Source organism: Deltaproteobacteria bacterium (assembly GCA_011773515.1).
Classification (GTDB): Bacteria; Desulfobacterota; Deferrimicrobia; order J040; family J040; genus WVXK01.
Window position 1 is genome coordinate 65,375 of the sequence record WVXK01000057.1, and the last position, 20,813, is coordinate 86,187.

A 20,813-nucleotide genomic window follows, 5' to 3' on the forward strand; every position below is an offset into this window, starting at 1 on the left:
GCCCTGCCCGATAGCACGTCCGTAACCAGACCGTGAAATTCCCGCTCTCCGCCGGCTTCGGGGGCAGAAAGCAGGCTGATGTGGACTCTTTTCGACGGATAGAGGAAATGCTGCTCGGCAAGAGCGGTGCGGACCATCTGCCTGACCGCGGCCCTGACCAGGTGCCCCTCCTCGCTGGAGGGAGGCGGGACGACGACGATCAAATGGCCCTCCTCCTCGACCGCTCGCAGGGACTCGCCGAACAGGGACAGTATCGTGCTCAGGTGGCCAAGGAATTTTTCCATGTCCTCGAGGGAAAATTCGAGGATCGGACCTTCTGTGGCCGACCTGCCGGTCAAGAGGATGAAGCCGCCGATCCGGGGCCCTCCAAGAAGGGTGTTGTCGAGCCAGGGCTCGATGACCCTGGGGTCTGAGAGGTCTATCTCCCGGGTGAGGGAGTCGAAGGACTGGCTTTCCCGGGCCTTTCCCGCTGTGTCTTTCGGCCTGAGGATGGTTACCTGGCCCGGGGCTTTTTGCGACTGTACGATCTGGGTGACGTGGCCGCCCTTACCCGCTATGGCCTCTCCTACCGGGGAAATGGCGGTGCCGTCGATACCCGGTGAACCCGCCTGGAGAATGAGGAATGACCTCCCCGCAATGGGCCTTTCTTCCCCCTTCTGCTCCGGCGGGAAGGAAAGGAAAGGCGGCAGAGAAGAGACGCTGATAAAGCGGTCCTCCATGAACTTCGCGTTTTTGGCCCCGAACAGCACGGCGTCGGCAACCTGCCCGTTCGTGGGGGGGTGGTCCGGAACGGTGGACCGGAACCACTCCTGTATCCTTCCGTACCAGGATTCCATCTCTGCCCGGGTCGATCTGGGAAGCTTGCTCTGCCTCACGGCGGTGAGGTAGGAGGCGGCTGCTTTTTCCCGATTTTCGGGCTTCTCGGTCCGGTCGAAGGAGAGGATGAACTGCTCCCTGAGCTTCGCTCCGTCCGAGGGTTTGAGTCCCGGGATGGACTCGAACTGGGCGGCGAAGGTTTTCGCATAGTTGCTCATCACCCAGTCCATCCGGGGTCCCGCGATGAGGCTCGGGGCGACATCGGCTATGAAGATCCCTTCGCCTGCCAGGGAGTCTTTGAGTGCCAGGGTGAGGGCTTTGATGGCGATTTTCGAGACCGTGTAGATGGTCCGGAATAGGTAGGGATGGTCGGAGTAATGGGTCGACACGTTGACGATGGCCCCGCCGTCCTCCTGCTTTCTCATGATGGGACGGAGCAGGGACGTGGCATACCAGGGGCCGAGGAAGTTGCTCCGAAGGACCAGATCCCAGTTCTCCCGGTGATCCCGCATGACGTCGGCGATGAGAGAAAAGCTGCCCCCCGCGCCGGCGTTGTTGACGAAAGAGTCTATTCGGGCGAAACGCCTGATGGTTTCATCTATGAGGGCGTGAACCTGATCCGGCGAAGATATATCGGTGTCGATCCAGGCCGGCCTTCCCCCCATGGACCGCATGGCTGCAAGGACGCCTTCTCCCGCCTTGAGGGCTTCTCTCGCGCTGGCTGCCTCCTCGCCGGTCAGCCCCGTGGTCCTGGGATGGCGGCTCGCAGCGACGACGCAGGCCCTCTCCGCTGCGAAGCGGAGGGAAATTTCCCTGCCCAGGTTGCGGATTCCTCCCGTCACCACCGCCACCCTGCCCGCCATGGTCCCGACTTTTTCCTCGGGCTCCCCGGGAAGCCCCGCGATGCTGTTTTGCTCGTCAGGGAGAATGACAGCTCCGGAGACCCGCTTCGCCTCCTCCACGAGCCACAGGACAGAAGCGGCCGTTTTTCGGGGATCGGCCTGTTTGTTCCGTCCGTCTGTCCTCCCGGGAAGAACCAGGCCGATGTTGATGGCGCTCACGGTGACGGGCGCCGTCTTTTCCGCGTGGGCCTTGCGCATGAAAGCACGCTCCATCGATTCCGTCGCTACTGCCGGCCTGAGCATTGCCTGGAACACCTGGACCAGGTCGCGCTCTCTTATCGAGGGAACGCCGGAGAGGTCCGGCCCGACCAGGACGATCGTGCCGTCGATCCCGTCCCTGTCCATCCTCTTTTCCGCCTGCCAGGACAGGAGGCGGGGAACGAAACCGAACTGCTCCACTGCGTCTGTCCACTCGTCGTAGGGAATTTTCGCGAGCGACCGCTTCCAGTCCACGCTTCCGGAGAAGTGGAGGAGCAGGTCTATCCGCGGAAGACTGTCGAACAGTTCCTGCACCTCGGCCAGGTTGCCGATGTTCGTGGGGCATGCGGTGGCCGTGCCGTCGAAACCGGAGCCGTTTACCTTCCGGGCGAGGCTTTCCAGATCATCCGCTATGCTTCCTGCAAGGTATATGTCAGCCCCCGAACGGGCCAGGGCGAGAACCGATTCCTCGAAGAGAGACCTGTCGTTTCCGAATGGGCGGTGGAGGGTGACCAGGGCAACCTTTCCGATCATGTTCGGATATTGCCTGAGCGCCGCGGGAGAGGGGATGACGCCGGGAGGCTGCTCGTAGGTAACGCCTCCCATGGGTATCCGCTGGCCGCCGACGGTCCTTCGAAACTCCGGGCGGTGCATGTCGAGTGCAACGCGGGCGAAATCCCGGGGGAGGACGAAAGAGTGGGTCACGGTCCGGTCAAGGGTGTCCTTCCGCAATGATTCAGCATCGACGTGTCTCCCGATCCTTGCGCGGGCCAGGGAGCCCTTGTCGAAGACCCCTGAACCGATCTGTATGCGCTCGGTGTGGACCGCGGAGGGGTTGAGGGAGAGTACGGTGATATTCTTGTCTGCCAGGAGCCACGCGAGGTAATCTCCGAGGGCAAGCTTTGCCGACTGTGCCGAAGTGTAGGGGAGCCTTCCGGGGTAGGCGTGCAGNNCCCCCTTCCTTCTGGTTCTCCATCCTCTTTGCCGCCTCGAGGCTTGCAAGCCAGGCGCCGGTTAGGTGAATGTTCACCGCCTCACGGTACTGGTCGAAGTGCTCCTCCTGGTAGACGGAGCCGAACTCGACGGGGCCGGAGACCCCGGCGTTGTTGTAGAGGATGTCTATCCTGCCGAACTCGCGGCTGATTTTGTCGAACATCTCGCCCACGTACTTCGAGTCGCTCACATCCCCCTGGACGGTGATAGTCCTGTTCGTGAGGCCCAGGTGGCCGATGAGGTCCTCCATGTCGGCCCGGGTCTCCTCCAGGGGTTCGGGGCGCCTTCCCGTGATCACCACGTTTGCCCCGTGTGTTGCCGCCTCGAGGGCAAGGGATCTGCCCATACCTGTCCCACCCCCGGTGATGACGATCACCTTGCCGGCCAGGGAGGTGTCGGGGTAGCGGACGTAGTTGAAGGAGTGGGTCTTCGATATGGTGTCACGGAGCAGGTGAGTGGCCCGTGCGACATTGCTCTCCTCGCCCAGGGAGATGAAGAGCTGGTAGAGGCGGTCGACACTCCCCCTGGCCGCGTAAAAAGCGGCGATCTCGTCATGGACCTCCCCGGGCAACTCGCGGAAGAACCGGTACGCCTCGAGGGCTCCCTTGACGGCCAGCGTGAACTGCTGCTCCAACTTCAGCTTTTCATCCGGGAAAGCGCTGTCGCGCACGAAGCGGCAGGCCATGATTGCCGGGATGCCCTTCGGGGCCTTGCCCGAAGCTTTTCCCGCCATGAGAGCATCCACGAAGGAGCGCTCGAACACCCAGTGGGACCGGTCGTGGCCGTCGATGAACCTCGCCGAAGGTCGCTCCAGCTCAGGGAGGACGTGTATGATCCTCGGCCTCCCCGTCACGCCGAGGGGGTCGATGCTTTCTTCCCCCCTGGTCTTCGTCCTGCTCCTGCCGCTTTTTATCATCTCCACCGACTCCCTGAGGAGTTCGGCAAATTCCCTCGCTTTCTTTTCCGCCCACGGCTCGGAGACGATGTTACCTTTTTCCAGCCGGAGCCCCTCGTATGCGGGGTCGGCGCTCAGGGCAAAGCAGCGAATCGCCACCTCGATCAGGCCTGACACCTCTTTTCGGGACAGGCCCGTTACTGAGGGGTCCTGTTTCAGCCTCCGCAGAATCGTCAGGGCCTGCTCCGGGTTCCCCTCGCTGAGTATCTTTCGTGCTTCGTCCACCTCTTCGCTGGAAATTACCTCCCGCGTTTCGGCGAGGAGGGATTCCATGAGCTTCCGGTAGTTGGTGCCCAGGGCACGGGCACGATAGACCACCACGTTTCTTTTTTCCACGTCGTTGCCGAACCGCGCGTTGAGCTCCTCCAGCCGAAACTCATCGGGTTCGTACTCGGTCCCCAGGATCCGGTCGAAGTAGGCGAAGTCACGGTCCCTGGCCGCCTCTTCGGCGATGAAGCGGTTCAGGTCGCTCACGTCGTCTCCCCCCGGGCCAGGCTCTCTGTCGTTGTAGGCAGACTCGCAGAGGACGGCGAGAATGTGGGGCAGGTCGAGGATCCATTCGAGAACGGGGTGGAGGACTGCCTGGAGAAGCAGGCCGGGGCTATTCTTCGCCCGCGCAAAAAACGCCGAGGTGATGTAGATCGTGGGGACGCCCTCACCGGGAACGAGGCTTTTTCTTCCCGACCAGAGAAGGTCCCCTTTTTTCTCCACGAGCATGACCTCGCAGCTCGGGCGCGCGTTTTCCCGGGGAAAGCCTGTCATCTCCTCCAGGTCGACGACACGCACGCGGATCTCCTTTTTCCTGAGAACTTGGGCAACCTGATTCCCTATGGCTTCCGCGGCAGCGGGGTCCACCGTCTGCAGAATCGAGGGGACGGGCCGTTTTTTCAGATGAGCGAGAATACCTTTCAGGGATGACCCCGGGAGATTCGAAACCTTCTTCTCGGCCTTCTTCCCCATGATGAGGGATGCAGTCTGGCGGATTTCCTCGTCCGTAAACGGCCGGTCCCCCGGAGCCTTTTTGGTGATGGGAGGCCGGTTCCAAGCCCTGCTCCCGGCGTTTTTTTTAGCGCAAACTCTATTCATGGGTATTCTCCTTTGACGGGTTGCTGCGGCATTGCCGCATTCGGTTTCCTCTGGATAGGGCCCCCTATCCCTGATACAATGGTCCCTATATCTCCTTCCTGCAAACAGGTGAAAAACACATAACTTTAGATTTTGCTGAAAAGATGAAAGATTCAGTACCGGAAGAGAATCGGGTATATTTTCCGCCCCTTTTTCGGTTTTCATTTCGCGCCTCTTTACCGCCGGCTCCCGCGATCCGGGCAGGGGCGCTCACACCTTCAGCGGGAGAGGAAATGCTGCGGGAAAGGTGGCTCGTACGGCGTGCATATGTTCTTCGGATCCCTGAAACGGGCAGGGGATAGAAACCTATGAGACTCACTGTGCTTGGCAGCGGCACCTGTGTCCCCTCGGTGGAGAGAAACGCACCGGGGTACCTCCTTGAAATAGCCGGGAAAAATCTTCTCGTCGACTGCGGAAGCGGCACCCTGCGGCAGATAGAGCGCTCGGGGAGGAGCTACAAAGACATAGACTGCGTGTTCATCTCCCACACCCACCCGGACCACGTTGCGGATCTTTTGCCCCTCCTCCACGCACTCGTCTCAACGCCGCAATTTACAAGGAAAAAGGAGCTCCTGATCGTGGGGCCGAAAGGGATGGAATACTACTACAACCACTGCGTCAGCCCCGTTGTTCGCGATCCGGACGAGTTTATGTTGGCGGTCCGGGAAATCGAGGAACCCATCGACTTCGATGGTTTCCGCGTGGACAGTGCAAAAACGGTTCACTCCTTCAACAGCGTCGCCTACCGGTTCAGTAGCGAGGGGAAATCCGTCGTCATCACGGGGGACTGCGACCTCGATGAGGGTATCGTCACCCTCTGCCGGGGGGCGGACCTGCTCGTTGTCGACTGTTCCTTTCCCGATGCCCTGAAAGTACCCGGCCATCTCACGCCGAGAGAGTGCGGCATGGTGGCCCGGCAGGCGGGGGTGAAAAGAGTAATCCTCTCGCACATCTACCCGACACATTATCCCGACGACGTGAGAGTCCTGGAGTGCAGGGCCGTCTATGGGGGAGAAGTGGAGCTGGCCTTCGACCTGATGGAGGTCGATATCTGATGGGGGTGACGCCGGAGTTTCTCGTAATTCCGGCGGCCGGGCACGGCCTGCGGATGAAAGACCTTCGTCCGGGATTGCCGAAGGAGATGCTTCCCGTGGGGGAGAAGCCGGCCATTCAGCACGCGGTCCTCGAGGGCGTTTCAGCAGGCATCGGGCAGATCGTCATTGTCATCAACCGCCGGAAGGAGATCATAAGGAGATACTTCGAGGAGAGAAGGTTCAGGGAATCGGCCTACCCTCTCGCTGCAGGCGAGATGGATGAGATTTTGAGAGCCTGTTCCATTCACTTCTCCTATCAGGAGAACGCGACGGGCGAGTGGGATGCCATCTCGCTCTCCAGGGAATTTGTGGGAAACGGCTCCCTGGCAATTCTCTTTCCCGACAACGTGTATTTTCCTCCGGGGGGCGCGTTGATCCTTCTCAAAGAGATATTCGAACGGTACGGGATAGACGTTACCGCCCTCGTTGCTGTCCCCGAAGCATGGGTGAAGGGGCTCGGTAACTCGGGGAGGGTGGACATACTTCCCCTGGCCGGGGGTGTTTTCCGCATTGAACGCTTTTACCCCAAGGCCAGAGGCACCTTCATCACCCGCCACCCCGGAGAGCTTCGCAGCTGCGGAATCTCGATCTACGGGCCCCACCTGTTCGATTATATCGAGCGTGCCCGGGGATCGTTGAAGGAGGGTGAGGAATTTACTGATGTGTCCGTCCGCAGCCTCATTTTGCAGGAGAGGGAGATGCTCGGCTGCCGCCTGCCCGGGACTCTGTTCGACATCGGAAATCCCGCAGGCTACCGTCACTGTCTTTCCTATATCGGGGAAGATCGATCGTAACGTCATCTCTTTTTCATTCCAACACCCTGACAGGGGATGAGAGATCTCAGCGTCGACGGCCAGCGTGAGGGCGGGTTGACAGCTGCACGTCTCCGGCGTTATAAGGGAGTGAGGCCGATGGTGTTTGGCTGAGGATACCAGGTCGATAACTGCCCCGCCCCGGGTTATCCATCCTATTTTCTGTCGGACGTCATCAAAACAGAGTCAGGAGGAAAGATATGCCCAAAGCGAAAAATGGAGATGCTGCGACTGTCCATTATACCGGCAGCCTGGATGACGGCACGGTGTTCGATTCATCCAAGGACAGGGAACCACTTCAGTTCGTCATCGGGGAGGGGACGCTTATCCCCGGCTTTGAAGAGGCGGTTATAGGCATGGCGCCCGGAGACACGAAAAAGGTGACGCTGTCTGCCGATGAGGCCTATGGCCCCCACCGCGCGGAGCTGACGGTGCAGGTGGAGAAGAAGCAGTTTCCCCCGGACATAAACCCTCAGGTGGGGCAGCATCTTCAGATCCCGCAGCCAGATGGTCAAGTGGTAAATGTCAGGGTTACCGGGCTGGACGATGCATCGGTTACCCTGGACGCGAACCATCCCCTTGCCGGAGAGGATTTGACGTTTCAGATCGACCTTCTCGAACTCAAATGACGATCCGGTGGCTGCCGGATCAAAGCTCGCCGGCGACACGGATTTCGGAATGCCCGCCGTGAAGGATGTTCTGCACTGTTCCGGATTTCTGCTCCTCCGGCTATTCCCTGATTTCCCCGGCTCGCCTGATATTGTAGACGGCTTTTCCCTCGGCGATGACGGTCTCACCGTCCCTGGCGGAATAGACCCTGGTGTTGACGGCCGCAACCCTGTTGCCCACACGCAGAACCTCGGATTCAGCGATCAGGTCGTCGTCGGGCCCCGGCCGGAGGTAGTCGACGCGGATGTCGAGAGTCGATATTTTATCCTCGATTTTAAAGTGCGTCCAGGTCGCAGCCCCGCCGCACACATCGATGAGAGTCGCGATTATCCCCCCGTGAATGGCGGGCCGCCGTTGGTCCCCGATGAATTCCTGCCGGAAGGGGAGAGATAACCTGGCATAGCCTTCCCTCAGCTCGAGGGTTTTCAGCCCCAGGTGTTTGTTGAAGGGGATCTCGTTCTCCATTAACCGTTTATGCTCATTAAATTGGTTTTCCATGGCCACCTCCCTGTCTGCGATGCATGATACCACAATCTTCGGTTAGAGGAGGACGGGGCAGGGGGCAGAAGAGAACCGGTTTACCGTTTCCGGTTTCCGGTTGAACGAGAAACCAGAAACGAGAAACGTGAAACTCGAAACTCTAAACTGTTTTCCCGGGACTACCATCTTGCCGACAGAGCATGGTGCCAACAGCCACACTGCTGGAATGGTAATGCGGAATTCGGATTTCGGAATGCGGAATAAAAACGGTTCGCAGTTTGCCGTTTCCGGTTTCCGGTTGAACGAGAAACGAGAAACGAGAAACCAGAAACTGCATGATATTTCGGAATGCGGAATGAAAAGCAGGACCGGGGTTCTGTTTGCCCTTTGTGAATCAAATTACAGCGGATATCATCCATAGGGGAGGAGGATACCATGGCTCATCACAAAAAAGAGGTGCCGGACTCCCCGAGGGATATCTGTCCGCTGCTGATAGGTTCCCAGATCCCCGCATTGACGCTTACGGGGGTCGATGGGAGTCCCGTTGACCTGCGCGCGGCGGTCTCCGGGCGGCCATCTGTCCTGATATTCTACCGGGGCGGCTGGTGACCCTACTGCGACACGCAATTGGGACAATTGCACACGATAGAGCAGGAGCTGGTCAAGCTGGGTTGTCAGATCATCGCAATCAGCCCCGACCGGCCGGAAAAGCTGCGGGAGACACTCGATGCGAAAGGGCTGGGCTATATGCTGCTGTCCGACAGCGGGATCGAGGCGGCGCGAGCCTTCGGGCTGGCATGGAAGCTGGGACCGGAAATCCTAAAGCGCTACGAGGAGTTCGGGATCGACGTGGAGGAAGCCTCGGGCAGGACACACCACATACTGCCCGTCCCGGCGGTGTACATCACAGCGGCTGACGGGAGCGTTGCGTTTCAACAGGTCAACCCCGATCACACCGTGAGGATAGACCCCGAGGTTCTCCTGGTTGCGGCGAGAAAGGTGATACAGTAAAATAACCGCCTGATTTTCGGCAGGTTTTGAGCTGATCCCGGATCCTGTTTCATTGCCGACCGGGGGGAGCCAAGGGGGGACGGCGTGACCCATCCTGCTGGCAGCCCGGGAGGGCGGGCCGGTTTGCTGAAATATGTGAATGTTCACTACGGCTGGGTCATTGTCCTGTCCGGCGGGCTGACGACATTCTCCTGCCTCGGGCTGGCCCGATTCGCTTACGGCATGCTCCTTCCTTCCATGGGCAAGGCTCTTGCCCTCGGGTACGACCAGATGGGGTACATCGGCACGGGCAACTTCGTCGGCTATCTCGTTTCCGTTGCCATGGCTCCCTTTCTCATGCACCGGTTTGGAGGCCGGAGGACGATCACGGCCGGCGTTGGCCTTCTCGCCCTCTGCATGCTCTTCATAGGAAGGAGCAGCGGTTTCACCCCGGTACTCATTCTCTACGTGATAACGGGCATGGGAAGCGGCCTTGCAAACGTACCGATGATGGTGCTGGTCTCTCACTGGTTCTCCCCGGCAAAAAGGGGCCGGGCCGCGGGCCTCATGATGGTGGGCAACGGGATAGCGATAATCTTCGCCGGCATGCTCGTGCCCGCCCTCAACCGGCATCTCGGAGCCGAAGGTTGGCGGGCGGGATGGTATACTCTCGGGGGCCTCTCCCTTGTCATCGCGTTGATTGCAGGTCTGCTCCTTCGCAACTCTCCGGGAGAGAAGAACCTCGTCCCTTTTGGATCGGAGGTGGAAGGGAACCCGGAGAAATTCCGCGGTACGGAAAACTCCCCCGGGAAGGGCGTTCTGTTTCATCTCGGCATCCTCTATCTTCTGTTCGGCGCCACCTACATGATATACGGAACCTTCGTCGTCACGACCATGGTAAGCGAGCGCGGTATGGCCGAGGCGCTGGCCGGCCGCTTCTGGGCATGGGTCGGTTTTTTCAGCATATTTTCCGGGCCCCTCTTCGGTGCCCTCTCGGACCGGATAGGGAGGAGGGGGGGGTTTATGGCGGTTTTCGCCGTGCAGACCGCCGCTTACGGGCTGGTAGGCGTCAAGCTCGGGCTGTGGGCCCTCTACCTTTCCATCGCGTTGTACGGCCTATCCGCGTGGAGCATACCGACGATCATGGCCGCTGCCGTGGGCGATTATTTCGGGGCGGCGGGCGCTGCGGCCGCGTTTTCCATCGTCACCTTCTTCTTCGCGGCAGGCCAGACCATAGGGCCGAGCCTGGGCGGTATCGTCGCCAAGAGCACGGGATCTTTCGGCAGCAGCTACACGTTGGCTGCGGCAATCACCGCCTTTGCCGTCCTTCTCACCTCTTTCCTGCGCAAGCCGATTCAGCGGTGACCTGGCTCGATCAGCGTGAGAGTATCAACTTTTTCTGGCGTGAAGGGGCGTTTCGAAACGGCTCGAAGGGGATTCTGAGCCGTCGCGCAGGGCTGTACTATAATGCTTGGGAGAGGAAGTGAATATATGGTGAAAAATATGGCTCTCGCCCTGACCTTTGCCCTGCTCTGCGCCTCGAGCGCACGGGCAGGAGGGGCAGGGGATGTCGAAAAGTGGATCGTGGAGGCCGAGGCGGTTCTGTCCCGGACAGAGAGCTACACGGGTATTTTCCACAAGCAGGAGCGTATCGGTGGAAAGCTTCGCAAAAAGGAGACGATTTTTTTCAAGTTCAAAAGGCCCTTCAAGATCTACATGAAGTGGATCGAGCGGCCCTACAGGGGGCGTGAGTTGATCTATGTGGAGGGCAGGAACAAAAACAGGATCAAGGCCCGCGAGGGAGGGCTCCTGGGGCTGTTTACCGTAAACCTCGATCCGATGGGATCAAAAGTTATGCGCGAAAACCGCCACCCGATAACGGAGTCCGGCCTCGAGAACCTGGTGAAGCTGATCGCGGAGCAGGTCAGAAGGGGCGTTGCCTCCGGAGAGCTCACGTCACGGGACCGGGGGGAGGACGAGGTCTTCGGACGAAGGACGAGGAAATTGGAGGGGATCTTTCCCGATGATGAGAGGAAGGGCTACTACTGCTACCGAACGGTCCTGGACATGGATATGGAGGCCAAGGTCCCGATCAGGGTCCTGGTCTACGATTGGGAGGACAGGCTCATTGAGAACTACGGGTTCGAGGACCTCAGGCTGAACGCGGGGCTCACCGAGGAGGACTTCAACCCGGACAACCCCGAGTACGGCTTCTGACAGGGTAAACGCGGAACGAGAGATAACAGCCACATTGGAATACGTGGTAATGCGGAATTCGGAATGCGGAATGCGGAATAAAACCAGTTTAGAGTTTCTCGTTTCCGGTTTCTCGTCCGACCGGAAACCGTAAACCGGAAACGGCAAACTGGTTTTATTTCCCTTTTCCCCGTTTCCGGATGACGATGATCTCCACGAGGCCCAGGAAGAACCTCCGGGAATAGGTGAGATCGAACCCCCTGTCGTGGAACAGGCCGAGAAGGCGCGGGCGGTCCGGATACTCCCTGAGGCTCGATGCCACGTAGCCGTGGATTTCGGGGTTTTTGTGCAGAACCAGGCCGAAGAGGCCGCACCAGGCCCTCAGCAGCCAGTACTGAAGTGGCTGGAGGAGAGGCGAGCCGGATTTGACAAAGTCCATGAATGCGGCCACACCGCCGGGCTTCAGTATTCGGTGTATTTCCCCTATTGCAACGCCTATGTCGGGCGCGTTGCGGAGGGCATAGCTCCCCGTGACGATATCGACGCTCTCCTCCTTGAAATCGGTGGCATTCATGTCCTGCCTGGTGAAGGTGACGCTGGGGTGGGGGTTGCGTTCACGGGCGATTTCCAGCATCGGCTCCGTGATGTCCAGCCCCACGATTTTCCCCCGCGGGTATTTCCGGGCGAGCAGGAAGGCGACGTCACCGGTCCCGCAGGCGATGTCGACGCAGAAGGGCTCCTCCAGCTCCGGCAGTGCGGCGACCAGGCAGCCCTTCCACGCCGGGTCCCGGTAAAGGGACATCCCCCGCGTGGCCAGGTCATACCGGGAGGCGGCTTTGGTAAAGTGCCACTCGTTGAACAGCTTTTTACCCTCCGGCGAGCCCAGGTGGTTTTTGCTCCTGAGGGCGGGTTTGGAACTCACGGCTTCCTCCCGTGGCTCACGTAGCGCCACATGTCCCCGTTGCCGAGTGAACGGAAGAGCTTTTCGTACGCCCGGAGCGCCTGCTGGCGGTGGGGCTCGTCGATGCGGACGGCTTTCGCCGCAAAGTCGTGGCACCACCGGCACTCCTGGCAATCTGCGTCCAGGCATCCCTTCTCCTGGAACCGCTCCATGAAGCCGTCGAGTGCCCGGTTGTCGATGTAAACCGGTGGGCGTTCCGGGACCGGGCCTGTCATGGAGCACAAGTCCGCCAGGTGCTTGAGCAGGATCAGCCGGGCGGGGTTCACGAGCCCCGGCCGCAAAAAGAAGCGGAGGAACCAGCCGGGCCCCCGGCGGAAGTAACGGTTTTCGCCTCTCCCGTTCTTGAATCCGAAAGGCTGGATGAGGTCGAGCAGGTTTCCCTCGTAGCGCCTCTCGGCGTAGGCCCTGACACGGTTCACGAGGGCTTCAGTGGGGATGCCGCGCTCGGTTATCTTGAAGAGCCCGAAACCCAGCCCCTCGTAAACGTGCAGGTCTTCGGGGCGTATCCACTCGGACCGTATGTAGTTGACCGGGTCTTTGAGCTTCATCTCGGTACACTTTAAAAAGCACCAGTCGATGAAAAATCCCCTGTTGTCGTGCCAGCACTGCCCGCTGTGGGACAGGGCGTTCATGTGCGTCGGCGAGAGGGCGCAACCGGACAGGCAGTTGTTGTTGACGAGCAGCTCGAGATCGCAGGATACGCTCTTTCTGATCATCTCGAGCGTTTTGAGCTCCCGGTTCACCAGTATGCTGTCCAGGACGATGGAGTCGGCCCCGAGCTCCTGCCACATGTGGGCTTTCTGCACCCTGTCGACACCGCCGAAAACCGATATACGGACTTTCAAAGCGGGGTAGCGACCTTTGATGAGGGTGAGCAGGTAGGGTGAGGAGACCGTAACCGTTGAGACGCCGATCTTGCAGATCCAGTCCAGCAGCTTTTCGATCTCCCTCTGGCCCCTGCGCGTCATCTCGCGGTTGCCCAGGCAGGAGGCGTTGAGGAGGTAATTGAACTCCAATCCTGCCCGGCGGGACTGCCCCACGTGGTCGGCCAGCCGCTTCCTGCCCACCGGGGACAGCTGGTAGGGTGCCCGCCCACCCCCGACGGGGTCTTCCCGCAACTTTCCGTACAACTCCGCGACGGGATATCCCTTCAGCTCCTCTATGAGGCGCGGGTCGAAATTCGTGGCAACGCTCAGCCGCATACTCTAGGCCCTCCCTTTTTCGTTTTTCCCCGACCTGAGCGTGCACATCTCCACGGTCAGACCGGGCCCGAAAGCCATTGCGCAGACCGTTTCCCGGTGATGATCGGACGAGTGCTCCAGTATCTCCTTCAGCACGAACAGGATGGTGGCGCTGCTCATGTTGCCATACCGGCGCAGGACTTCCCGGGAAGCCCTCACCTGATGGGGGCTCAGGGAGAGGCTCTCCGCTACTCTGTCGATGATGGCTTTGCCCCCCGGATGGACGGCCCAGGTGGTTACGTCCCCCGTTTTCAGGTTGTGCCTTGCCAGAGAGGAGGTAACGAGGGGCAGAATATTTTTCCCGATGATTTTGGGAACGTAGCTTGAGAGGGTCATGTCGAACCCCCGGTTTCCTATGGTCCAGGCCATCTCCGCCCTGCCGTCCGGTACAAGGGCGGACATGAAGTCGCCTACCTCGTAAACGTGACGGCCTCCCCCGGGGGGCCGGGCGCCAACCACGGCAGCGGCCGCCCCGTCGCCGAAGAGAGAGTTTGCCATGAGGGAATCTTCCGAACCGTTCAGCTGGAGGTGGAGGGTGCAGAGCTCGAGGCACACGACCAGGACCATGGCTTCGGGGTCTGCGATGCAGAATTGGGCCGCCATCCGAAGGCCCGTTATCGCGGCATAGCACCCCATGAAACCCAGGTGATACCGTTGGGTCGATGAGCGGAGCCCGAGGGCGCTGACGATGTGATAATCGAGCCCCGGGTTGTGGAAGCCGGTGCAGGAGACGGTCACCACGTGGGTTATCTTTTCCGGCCCGGTGCCGGGACAATTGGCGATAGCGGCGCGCGCCAGCTCGACGGACAGGGTCTGGGACTCACGGGCAAAGATCTCGTTTCTCCGGCCGGTGGTTGGCTCGATCGTTTTTCCCCCCGACCCTGCTTCGAAAAAGCTCCCCGGCCCGCCATCGACGAAATTTGTAACGACGCTGTGGCGCTTTTCTATACCCGACTTCCTGTAAATGGCCCGTATCAGTCGGCGGGTCCTTGCGTCCTCGAAGAAAAGCTGCATTCTCTCCGCGGCATACTCCTGGGTGTACACCGTCTCGGGGACGATCGTCTCAATGTGGTGCAGCCACACCGGCATCGCTTTGTCCCTCCTGAAAGGTCTTGTTCGTGGTGAACAGCTCATCGGGTTTGACCTCCAGGTCGAAGGTAACCGTAACGTCTACCCTGTCGCCCACCTGGATGAGTCCGAAAAGAAGTGACGGCGGTTTCAGCGCGTATTCCGGGAGGGAAACAAAGAAGCGCACCTCAAAGGAGATCTGCTCACCGTATTCGCGGAAGGCGCTGAACGTGGCCGGGAGGCTCAGCTCGATGTCGCGGATTCTCAGGGTCAGCGCTACCGGCGCTTCGCCATTTTCGTCCTTTTGCATCATGCCCCTGAGCCCGTCGGGGTCGATGTTCGTTACCGTGCCCCGGATGAAGGGGAACGTTTTACTGTCGAACATCTCCCGCATCTGCCTGTCCCTCTTTTTTTCCCCCGTTACTATCTCGTCCACCGGGACATCCACGGTCACGGCAGGGATGATCTTCCCGCCCGGGCCGCCGTCGATGACGTGCACGTGGAAGGGGAGGCTCCTGACCGTCCCGGTGAAATCGTGGAGGGTGGAGGTACCCAGAAAGGTGACGTGACAGCTGCCCGTTATGTCGAGGGCCCATGAGGGGGGGGAAAAATGGAGCGCAAGAAGGGAGACAATGACCGCTTTTCCGATAAAGCCCCGTTTCACCGGTCCCTCCTGTCCCTTTTCTCAGGTGGCCTCACCCGCTTGAATCTTCGGGAAACATTCCCCGCTCTCTTTTTCAGGAAACCGGGGAAAGCGCAATACTATTGTATGATATATCGGGGGTGGACAGCGTCAAATATCCCCCCGGGAGGATGGCCAAAATTTCGAGCACTCCCGGTGCCGCCAGCTCGGTGTCCGGAACAGGGTGGCGAGGGAAAAGGGAGGGAATGTTGAGAGAGGCGAGCAGGGCAGACGTGAAGCAGGCCCTTTTCGGTGCCGGCCGGTGACGAAAAAGGGTGAACCGGTGCGGGAGCTCTATCGAAGGATCGCTGCCCGCTACGACCTGCTGGCCCACCTCTACTACCTGGTCGGTTTTCGGGGCAGGGCCTACCGGAAGATGGCGGTCCGCGACCTGAACCTGGTCCGGGGGGATACGGTCATCGATATCGGGTGCGGGACGGGGCTCTGCTTCTCCTACCTGCAGCAGAGAGTCGGCCCCGAGGGGAGGATCATCGGGGTGGACCTGTCTGGCGATATGCTCGAAAAGGCGGGGGAGAGGGTCCAAAAGAGTGGGTGGTCGAATGTGGAGCTGGTGGAGCGCGACGCCGCCGAATTCGACTTTCCCGGGGGGGTGGCTGGAGTCGTTTCGGTTTTTTCGCTGCGTTCGATAGACCGGTACGAGGAGCTCATGCGCAAAGCCGCTCTGGCTATTACCCCGGGGGGGCGTTTCGTGGTTCTCGACCTGAAACTGCCCGATAGAAGCCGGTCGTGGGTGAAAAGGCTGTTTCTTACCTTCGCGAAACCTTTCGGCGTGGGGATGGAGCTTGCCGGCTTTCGCCCCTGGGAGCCGGGGCAGGTGTACTTCGAGGACACGCGTATCACCCCTCTCTATTTCGGCTTCGCCTACATTTTCTCCGGCAGGGCACCTACCCGGCCCGAGCGATCGTCCCGGCCCGACTGTGGGCGATGACGCCTCCCGATCCCCGGGCATCTTTTCCCTCCTGAAGCGGCGGAGAAACTTTTTCCCGAACAAGATCATCTGAAGAGGTAACCCAGTAATTGTGCAACCCAAACAGCCCAATTATCCAGAGAGGATCGTATGCGAAGGTTATCCGCTATCGCCCTGGTTCTGATGCTGATGATGCCGCTTGACGCCATCACGCGGGAGAGCAATCGATACTCTTCCGACGTCGAGGATCTTGTGTCGAGCGTCGTAGAATCCTACGGGGGAAGAGAGAAGCTGGAAAATATGCACTCCGTCTACGGGGAGGGCGAGATCAAGGCGGTCGTCACCGGGAAGAGCGGCTCCTCCGTAACGTACCTGGCCCGGGGCAGGAAACTCCGGGTGGAGACGCTTTTTAAGGGCTCCTCGGAAATCGAGATACTAAACGGTGAGCGGGGCTGGCGGACTGCCAAAAACGGGGCGCTCAAGAGGGTGGACGGGATACGCTATCTCGGGATGATCTACCAGTTCAACCACCTCTACCTCCCCTACGGGCTCATGAAGGGAACGTACAGGATAAAAGACGCGGGGTGGGAGATGTTCAGGGGTGTGGCGGTGAGAATCCTCGAGCTTACAGATGACGAGGGGCCTCCCATGAAGGTGTTCATAGACACGGAGACCTACCGCATCGTCAAAGTCATCGGGTATTTCACGATCGGCGACAGCGAGGCTACCCTCACGAGCGTATTTGCCGATTTCAAACCCGTCGACGGCGTTCCCTTTCCCTTCCGCATGACCGATTACGGCAACGGCTTCAAGATCAAAGAGACGGTGATGAAGTCCTACTCCCTGAACGGGAAGATGGATCAGGCCCTCTTTTCCCCTGAAAGGTGAAGATGTTCCCGATTACGGCAGCGCGAAGGTCACGTACTTCAATGCGCCGAATGACTGGCCAGGGTTGTGGCAGGGCACCCTCCCGGCCATCCAGAGGGCTTTTCCCGATACTTCCGCAGACTCGTGTATGTGGCCGTGAAAGCTGGCAATGAGCGCTCCTTCCTCGGCCCATCGCTCGATAAACTGCCTGATTGCCCGGCTTCCCACGTGGCTCTCTCCATCGGCGAGGAGGTCCAGATCGGAGCCGTGAGGCGGGCTGTGGGAGACGAAGATGAAGGGCCTGTCTACCATCCCGGACAGGGCATCCATGTCCCTCTCGATCGTGTCCTGCGAGGACAGGTCGAGGTCGCCCAGGCGGAGTGTCCCGGACGTGAAAACTCCTGATAATTCATAGAAATCTGAGGTTACCGGCGCTTCGTGCGTGTCGGGCTTCTCCCAGTCCTTCAGGGAAAAGGGGGTGGGGGGGACGCACATGTACCCGATGATGTCCACCTCCCCGGTGAGGCCGTGCTTTGCATTGTGGAGCAGGTGAAACAGCTCTCCATCCCGCTCTACAAGGAGGTCCCTGTTGGCGGCAAAGTCGTCGTTTCCCATGTCGAGGTATATGCGAACGCCCGCGTTTTTTTGCTTGAATTTCATAACCTCCGGGATGAGCTCGCCCTCGATATAGGCCCTCTGGTAGCCTATTTTCTCCTTAACGGTGCCGCCTCGCTGGCTCCGTGGCACCAGGTCACCGCCGATGACGATGCGCGCCACCCCCTCTTTCTTTGCTGTGTTAAGCAGGGACGTCAGGTGCCCCCTCGATACGTGAAGGTCGGCGGCAAAGATCATGTGCATGCCCGGGTCTCCAGGAAAACTCCCCTTCTTTTCGTTTCCTTTCCATTGTCCCCCGTTCCCGGTTCTTTGGATATGATTTTTTCCCCTTTTTTTTCGGTTCTGCTCTGCGCACAATTGGACCCCCGGATGCTCCATGACCGTGTTTTCTAAAATTGCGCTCTTTTTTGGGGGGGTGAAACGCGGGAAAAGCCGGATATCGGGGGGTGTTACCCGGGAGATCGATCCCGTTCCCTGACCCAGTCCTTGAATCTTGCGACGAACTCTTCCTGGAAGTTGGCAACTTCCATCGCCTCGTCGATCCTTCCGGAGAGATACAGGGCCATTCCCCGGTACATCAGCGCTTCCCTGCTGTCGGGGTCTTTTTTCAGGGCCCGGTCGAAACAGGCGAGGCTCTCTTCATAACGTCCAAGCCCCATGAAGGCGTACCCCTTCCCGATCAGGGCAAACGTGGAGCCGGGCCGGTACTCGAGGAGCCTCTCAAATGCGCCGGTGGCCTCATGAAATCTTCCCAGGTCATTCAGGCAGGACGCCTTCAGTTCGAGGGCCATGAGATTGTTCTCGTTTGCCTCCAGCTCCTTATCGCAGCAGAACATGGCCTCGACGAGGTAACCCTTCTGGGCGAGCTTTGCTGCGCCCTCGAGCCAGGCGGTCTCCAGGCCGATCATTTTCCGTATTATCCCCGTGTACGTACCGAGGAGCACTTTTTTTGCCTCCGATTCGACGGGGGCCCCGTGGCCGGGCAGCAGATTGTCGATCTCCATCCCGGATATGCTTCTGAGCGAGAAGAGCTGGTACTCGATCCTTCCCCCTGCAGCAGGGTCGGGTGATGCCACCGCGTAGGGCAGCACCGCGTCGCCGGTGAAAAGGGTCCGGGACGCGGGGTGGTAGAGGCAGATGCTGTCCATCGTGTGTCCGGGAGCATGGATCACGTCGAGTTTGAACCCGCTCAGGTTCAACGTTTCCCCCCCTCCCACACCGGTTGCAGAATGGAAGGGGCCGAGACTGCCGAGGGCTTCCCTGAGTCCCGCGGGGCAGGACTCGTGACATATGACCTCTATGCCGCCGTTTTCGGCCAGGCCGGGATACCTCATGAGCTCGAAGAGCCCCATCACATGCTCGTAGTGCGCATGGGTGAGAACGACCTTCCTGATGTCGGAGGGTTTGAAGCCGGAGCTGAAGAGATCGAGGAACACGGTATAGTCGTTTCCGGGGTCGATGATCGTTACATAGTCCCCCGTTATGGCGTACACGTTGGAAGAGATATCGTACCCTTCCAGGAAGAGGGTTTTATCGAAAAAGGGGTCGGTTTTTTTGAAAAACGTCGAAAGGCTCTTCCAGCTCTCATTGCCGCTTTTGCTGCTTTCCATATTTTATCCCCCAAAAAGTTCTTTTTTGCCCTCTCCTCCCGGAAGGGTAGGGTGCGAATAAGCCCTCTCCCCCCGTCGTCGTGTTGCGGGTTATCCTTTTTCAAGCCACTCTAATCTGGAGGGGTAGAATGGCATATCGTGAAAAAGGAATGCCGCTCCTTTCCCCGGGGGGAGAGGGCACGCGTATCATGGAGCCATGTAATCGAGGTGAAATTCGAGCTTCATCGCCTTCTCCGGCCAGAATTTCCGCTTCTTTTCCTCACCCGGGTACACCTCATGGATCTCGATCTCGTTTCCGTTCTCCATTTTCGCGACCTTCTCGATGACCAGCTCGATGAAGTGGAACTCTGTCAGCTCGAACTTCGTGATTACCTCTCCCGGCAGCACCACCGCCAGGCCTGATTCCTTGGCCGTGACCCAGCTGAACGGTTCCTTTGGCTCCGCTGTCTTCTCGCCGTTGTAGTTGTAGACGGCGAGTAGTGTTCCTTTCACTGCGTCGCCCGGCGAAACGTTGAAATCCTCGTATAACCCATCGGGAATATACCACCAGAGGGCACGGTAGCCTGTTTTTACGTATCCCCGGACGAGCATGGGATCGAACCCACATACTCCAACGCGGCATATCTCAGGCATCTTTGTCCTCCTCTCCTGCCAGGTGTCTCAGTTCCATGATCTGGGTCTGGCAGAAATCCAAGAATTCTTTCATTTCCTCCTCGCTGATGATCTTGCTCTGGTACAACCTCGTGACGTAGGGGAAGGCGTATTCATCTACATCGCTCTCGAAATCTTTCACCAGCCATTCACCCCCCCCCGACTCTCTGGCCATCCTGAGGTAGCTTTCCTTCCACGAGAGAATTATTTTTTTTTCATCCTCCAGCGCTTTACTTTTTGACATAGGCGTAGCATTTCTTGATTACCTGGTCCTCGGGAACGCACCAGTAGTGGGGCCAGTGGATTTTTTTGCACCAACCGATGATATCCGCCGGAGGGAAGCCGGAGCCCTTGAGAACTGGCTTGAAGAAGTCGCACTTCCAGCATATGTGGTCCGATTCCTTTTCCGGCACGAGGATGGTATCTAAAAACTCTTTCGGTGATAACCCTTTCTCCGCCATAGCGTTTCTACCTCCTTTGCCTTATTCACCACTCCCTTACTTCCCCGCGCTTCAGCTTTTCCTGGTACTCTTCCCATAGCTCCGGTGACTGTTTTTCTATGTCCCAGTAGAAACCACATGAGCCGAACTTGCCCGTCGACGGGGGCTGTGGTGACCATCCCCTGAGGGGCTTGCCCCTTACGCTGAACCTTCTCTGGTCTGCCCTTCCGAGGTAGATCTCCCTTGGCAGGCACCTGAAAGGCCGGGTCCTGCCCTCTTCGCCCGGCAGGAAACGTTCGTAGCCCTCGAGTGGCTTATCGGCGTAAAGGGGAGCAATATCGGGTTTCTCTCCAGGCTTTTCATCGGGCCCTTTGAACATGTGACCCTGGATCATGTGGATGTAGAACACCGATTTGCATCCGGCGCAGTTGATCTTGCCTTCCCAGTTCCAGAAGTTATAGGGATCCAGGTAATTGACTGTCTCGCACTTCTTGCACCATATAATGTCACACATATCTAT

At 59.2% G+C, this 20,813-nt stretch carries 22 protein-coding genes (1 of these 22 cut by a window edge); 9 read left to right on the forward strand and 13 right to left on the reverse strand.

Annotated features, from left to right (window positions below):
* Nucleotides 1-2,918 carry the 5' portion of an SDR family NAD(P)-dependent oxidoreductase gene (locus GTN70_06185; protein ID NIO16573.1) on the reverse strand. It extends 43 nt beyond the left edge of the window, so 2,918 of the gene's 2,961 nt are visible here — the first part of the coding sequence; its start codon is at nt 2,916-2,918; its stop codon lies off the left edge, out of view.
* Nucleotides 2,653-4,950 carry an SDR family NAD(P)-dependent oxidoreductase gene (locus GTN70_06190; protein ID NIO16574.1) on the reverse strand — a complete coding sequence of 766 codons (2,298 nt, stop codon included), beginning with the start codon at nt 4,948-4,950 and terminating at the stop codon, nt 2,653-2,655. The genes GTN70_06185 and GTN70_06190 overlap by 266 nt, the downstream gene beginning before the upstream one ends.
* A gap of 347 nt (nt 4,951-5,297) precedes the next feature.
* On the opposite strand from GTN70_06190, the gene GTN70_06195 reads away from it, so the two are divergent.
* The 3 genes from GTN70_06195 to GTN70_06205 all read left to right on the forward strand — a co-directional run bounded on the left by GTN70_06195 (nt 5,298) and on the right by GTN70_06205 (nt 7,524).
* The gene (locus tag GTN70_06195) at nt 5,298-6,044 is read left to right on the forward strand and encodes an MBL fold metallo-hydrolase (protein NIO16575.1); all 747 of its coding nucleotides are present in this window, start codon (nt 5,298-5,300) and stop codon (nt 6,042-6,044) included.
* Complete coding sequence (locus GTN70_06200; GenBank protein NIO16576.1) at nt 6,044-6,877, forward strand: NTP transferase domain-containing protein; 834 nt, start codon at nt 6,044-6,046, stop codon at nt 6,875-6,877. Before GTN70_06195 ends, GTN70_06200 begins: the two co-directional genes overlap by 1 nt.
* Nucleotides 6,878-7,095: 218 nt before the next feature.
* Complete coding sequence (locus GTN70_06205) at nt 7,096-7,524, forward strand: peptidylprolyl isomerase (GenBank protein ID NIO16577.1); 429 nt, start codon at nt 7,096-7,098, stop codon at nt 7,522-7,524.
* A gap of 100 nt (nt 7,525-7,624) precedes the next feature.
* Here GTN70_06205 and GTN70_06210 read toward each other — a convergent pair whose 3' ends face one another.
* On the reverse strand, nt 7,625-8,062 hold the full coding sequence (locus tag GTN70_06210) for a hotdog fold thioesterase (protein NIO16578.1): 438 nt from the start codon (nt 8,060-8,062) through the stop codon (nt 7,625-7,627).
* A 417-nt stretch (nt 8,063-8,479) separates the two neighbouring features.
* Here GTN70_06210 and GTN70_06215 point away from each other — a divergent pair, with 417 nt between their 5' ends.
* The 4 genes from GTN70_06215 to GTN70_06230 all read left to right on the forward strand — a co-directional run bounded on the left by GTN70_06215 (nt 8,480) and on the right by GTN70_06230 (nt 11,251).
* The gene (locus GTN70_06215) at nt 8,480-8,653 is read left to right on the forward strand and encodes a hypothetical protein (GenBank protein ID NIO16579.1); all 174 of its coding nucleotides are present in this window, start codon (nt 8,480-8,482) and stop codon (nt 8,651-8,653) included.
* Nucleotides 8,654-8,671: 18 nt separating this feature from the next.
* Entirely contained in the window at nt 8,672-9,055 is a 384-nt protein-coding gene (locus GTN70_06220) for a redoxin domain-containing protein (protein NIO16580.1), read from the forward strand.
* A gap of 222 nt (nt 9,056-9,277) precedes the next feature.
* The gene (locus GTN70_06225; GenBank protein NIO16581.1) at nt 9,278-10,399 is read left to right on the forward strand and encodes an MFS transporter; all 1,122 of its coding nucleotides are present in this window, start codon (nt 9,278-9,280) and stop codon (nt 10,397-10,399) included.
* 126 nt (nt 10,400-10,525) lie between these two features.
* Complete coding sequence (locus tag GTN70_06230) at nt 10,526-11,251, forward strand: DUF1571 domain-containing protein (GenBank protein ID NIO16582.1); 726 nt, start codon at nt 10,526-10,528, stop codon at nt 11,249-11,251.
* Between the two features lie 154 nt (nt 11,252-11,405).
* On the opposite strand, the gene GTN70_06235 is transcribed toward GTN70_06230, so the two are convergent.
* The 4 genes from GTN70_06235 to GTN70_06250 are packed head-to-tail and all read right to left on the reverse strand — an operon-like array spanning nt 11,406 to nt 15,164.
* A complete protein-coding gene (locus GTN70_06235; GenBank protein ID NIO16583.1) occupies nt 11,406-12,152 on the reverse strand; it encodes a class I SAM-dependent methyltransferase in 747 nt (248 codons plus the stop codon).
* Nucleotides 12,149-13,393, reverse strand: a complete 1,245-nt coding sequence (locus tag GTN70_06240; protein ID NIO16584.1) for a peptidase U32 — start codon at nt 13,391-13,393, stop codon at nt 12,149-12,151. Before GTN70_06240 ends, GTN70_06235 begins: the two co-directional genes overlap by 4 nt.
* Nucleotides 13,394-13,396: 3 nt before the next feature.
* Nucleotides 13,397-14,521, reverse strand: a complete 1,125-nt coding sequence (locus GTN70_06245) for a type III polyketide synthase (GenBank protein ID NIO16585.1) — start codon at nt 14,519-14,521, stop codon at nt 13,397-13,399.
* Entirely contained in the window at nt 14,496-15,164 is a 669-nt protein-coding gene (locus GTN70_06250; protein ID NIO16586.1) for a hypothetical protein, read from the reverse strand. The genes GTN70_06245 and GTN70_06250 overlap by 26 nt, the downstream gene beginning before the upstream one ends.
* A gap of 280 nt (nt 15,165-15,444) precedes the next feature.
* Here GTN70_06250 and GTN70_06255 point away from each other — a divergent pair, with 280 nt between their 5' ends.
* Nucleotides 15,445-16,131, forward strand: a complete 687-nt coding sequence (locus GTN70_06255) for a class I SAM-dependent methyltransferase (GenBank protein NIO16587.1) — start codon at nt 15,445-15,447, stop codon at nt 16,129-16,131.
* Nucleotides 16,132-16,260: 129 nt separating this feature from the next.
* Nucleotides 16,261-16,998 carry a hypothetical protein gene (locus GTN70_06260; GenBank protein NIO16588.1) on the forward strand — a complete coding sequence of 246 codons (738 nt, stop codon included), beginning with the start codon at nt 16,261-16,263 and terminating at the stop codon, nt 16,996-16,998.
* Nucleotides 16,999-17,010: 12 nt separating this feature from the next.
* Here the strand turns inward: GTN70_06260 and GTN70_06265 are convergent, their stop codons facing one another.
* The 6 genes from GTN70_06265 to GTN70_06290 all read right to left on the reverse strand — a co-directional run bounded on the left by GTN70_06265 (nt 17,011) and on the right by GTN70_06290 (nt 20,807).
* A complete protein-coding gene (locus GTN70_06265; GenBank protein ID NIO16589.1) occupies nt 17,011-17,835 on the reverse strand; it encodes a hypothetical protein in 825 nt (274 codons plus the stop codon).
* A 206-nt stretch (nt 17,836-18,041) separates the two neighbouring features.
* Entirely contained in the window at nt 18,042-19,202 is a 1,161-nt protein-coding gene (locus GTN70_06270; GenBank protein ID NIO16590.1) for an MBL fold metallo-hydrolase, read from the reverse strand.
* Nucleotides 19,203-19,388: 186 nt separating this feature from the next.
* Nucleotides 19,389-19,835 (reverse strand): hypothetical protein, encoded by a 447-nt coding sequence (locus tag GTN70_06275; GenBank protein NIO16591.1) that lies wholly within the window; start codon nt 19,833-19,835, stop codon nt 19,389-19,391.
* Nucleotides 19,828-20,097, reverse strand: coding sequence for a hypothetical protein (locus GTN70_06280; GenBank protein ID NIO16592.1), 270 nt, complete (start codon nt 20,095-20,097; stop codon nt 19,828-19,830). Before GTN70_06280 ends, GTN70_06275 begins: the two co-directional genes overlap by 8 nt.
* Nucleotides 20,084-20,314 carry a hypothetical protein gene (locus GTN70_06285; protein NIO16593.1) on the reverse strand — a complete coding sequence of 77 codons (231 nt, stop codon included), beginning with the start codon at nt 20,312-20,314 and terminating at the stop codon, nt 20,084-20,086. The genes GTN70_06280 and GTN70_06285 overlap by 14 nt, the downstream gene beginning before the upstream one ends.
* A 25-nt stretch (nt 20,315-20,339) precedes the next feature.
* Nucleotides 20,340-20,807, reverse strand: a complete 468-nt coding sequence (locus GTN70_06290) for a hypothetical protein (GenBank protein NIO16594.1) — start codon at nt 20,805-20,807, stop codon at nt 20,340-20,342.
* Nucleotides 20,808-20,813 lie beyond the last annotated feature (6 nt).

What these genes read in the sequence shown, in the direction of transcription:
- GTN70_06195 (NIO16575.1), top strand. Translation starts at nt 5,298, where the DNA reads ATGAGACTCACTGTGCTTGGCAGCGGCACCTGTGTCCCCTCGGTGGAG.
- GTN70_06200 (NIO16576.1), top strand. Translation starts at nt 6,044, where the DNA reads ATGGGGGTGACGCCGGAGTTTCTCGTAATTCCGGCGGCCGGGCACGGC.
- GTN70_06205 (NIO16577.1), top strand. Translation starts at nt 7,096, where the DNA reads ATGCCCAAAGCGAAAAATGGAGATGCTGCGACTGTCCATTATACCGGC.
- GTN70_06210 (NIO16578.1), bottom strand. Translation starts at nt 8,062, where the DNA reads ATGGAAAACCAATTTAATGAGCATAAACGGTTAATGGAGAACGAGATC.
- GTN70_06215 (NIO16579.1), top strand. Translation starts at nt 8,480, where the DNA reads ATGGCTCATCACAAAAAAGAGGTGCCGGACTCCCCGAGGGATATCTGT.
- GTN70_06225 (NIO16581.1), top strand. Translation starts at nt 9,278, where the DNA reads ATGCTCCTTCCTTCCATGGGCAAGGCTCTTGCCCTCGGGTACGACCAG.
- GTN70_06230 (NIO16582.1), top strand. Translation starts at nt 10,526, where the DNA reads ATGGTGAAAAATATGGCTCTCGCCCTGACCTTTGCCCTGCTCTGCGCC.
- GTN70_06240 (NIO16584.1), bottom strand. Translation starts at nt 13,393, where the DNA reads ATGCGGCTGAGCGTTGCCACGAATTTCGACCCGCGCCTCATAGAGGAG.
- GTN70_06245 (NIO16585.1), bottom strand. Translation starts at nt 14,521, where the DNA reads ATGCCGGTGTGGCTGCACCACATTGAGACGATCGTCCCCGAGACGGTG.
- GTN70_06260 (NIO16588.1), top strand. Translation starts at nt 16,261, where the DNA reads ATGCGAAGGTTATCCGCTATCGCCCTGGTTCTGATGCTGATGATGCCG.
- GTN70_06265 (NIO16589.1), bottom strand. Translation starts at nt 17,835, where the DNA reads ATGCACATGATCTTTGCCGCCGACCTTCACGTATCGAGGGGGCACCTG.
- GTN70_06270 (NIO16590.1), bottom strand. Translation starts at nt 19,202, where the DNA reads ATGGAAAGCAGCAAAAGCGGCAATGAGAGCTGGAAGAGCCTTTCGACG.
- GTN70_06275 (NIO16591.1), bottom strand. Translation starts at nt 19,835, where the DNA reads ATGCCTGAGATATGCCGCGTTGGAGTATGTGGGTTCGATCCCATGCTC.
- GTN70_06280 (NIO16592.1), bottom strand. Translation starts at nt 20,097, where the DNA reads ATGTCAAAAAGTAAAGCGCTGGAGGATGAAAAAAAAATAATTCTCTCG.
- GTN70_06285 (NIO16593.1), bottom strand. Translation starts at nt 20,314, where the DNA reads ATGGCGGAGAAAGGGTTATCACCGAAAGAGTTTTTAGATACCATCCTC.
- GTN70_06290 (NIO16594.1), bottom strand. Translation starts at nt 20,807, where the DNA reads ATGTGTGACATTATATGGTGCAAGAAGTGCGAGACAGTCAATTACCTG.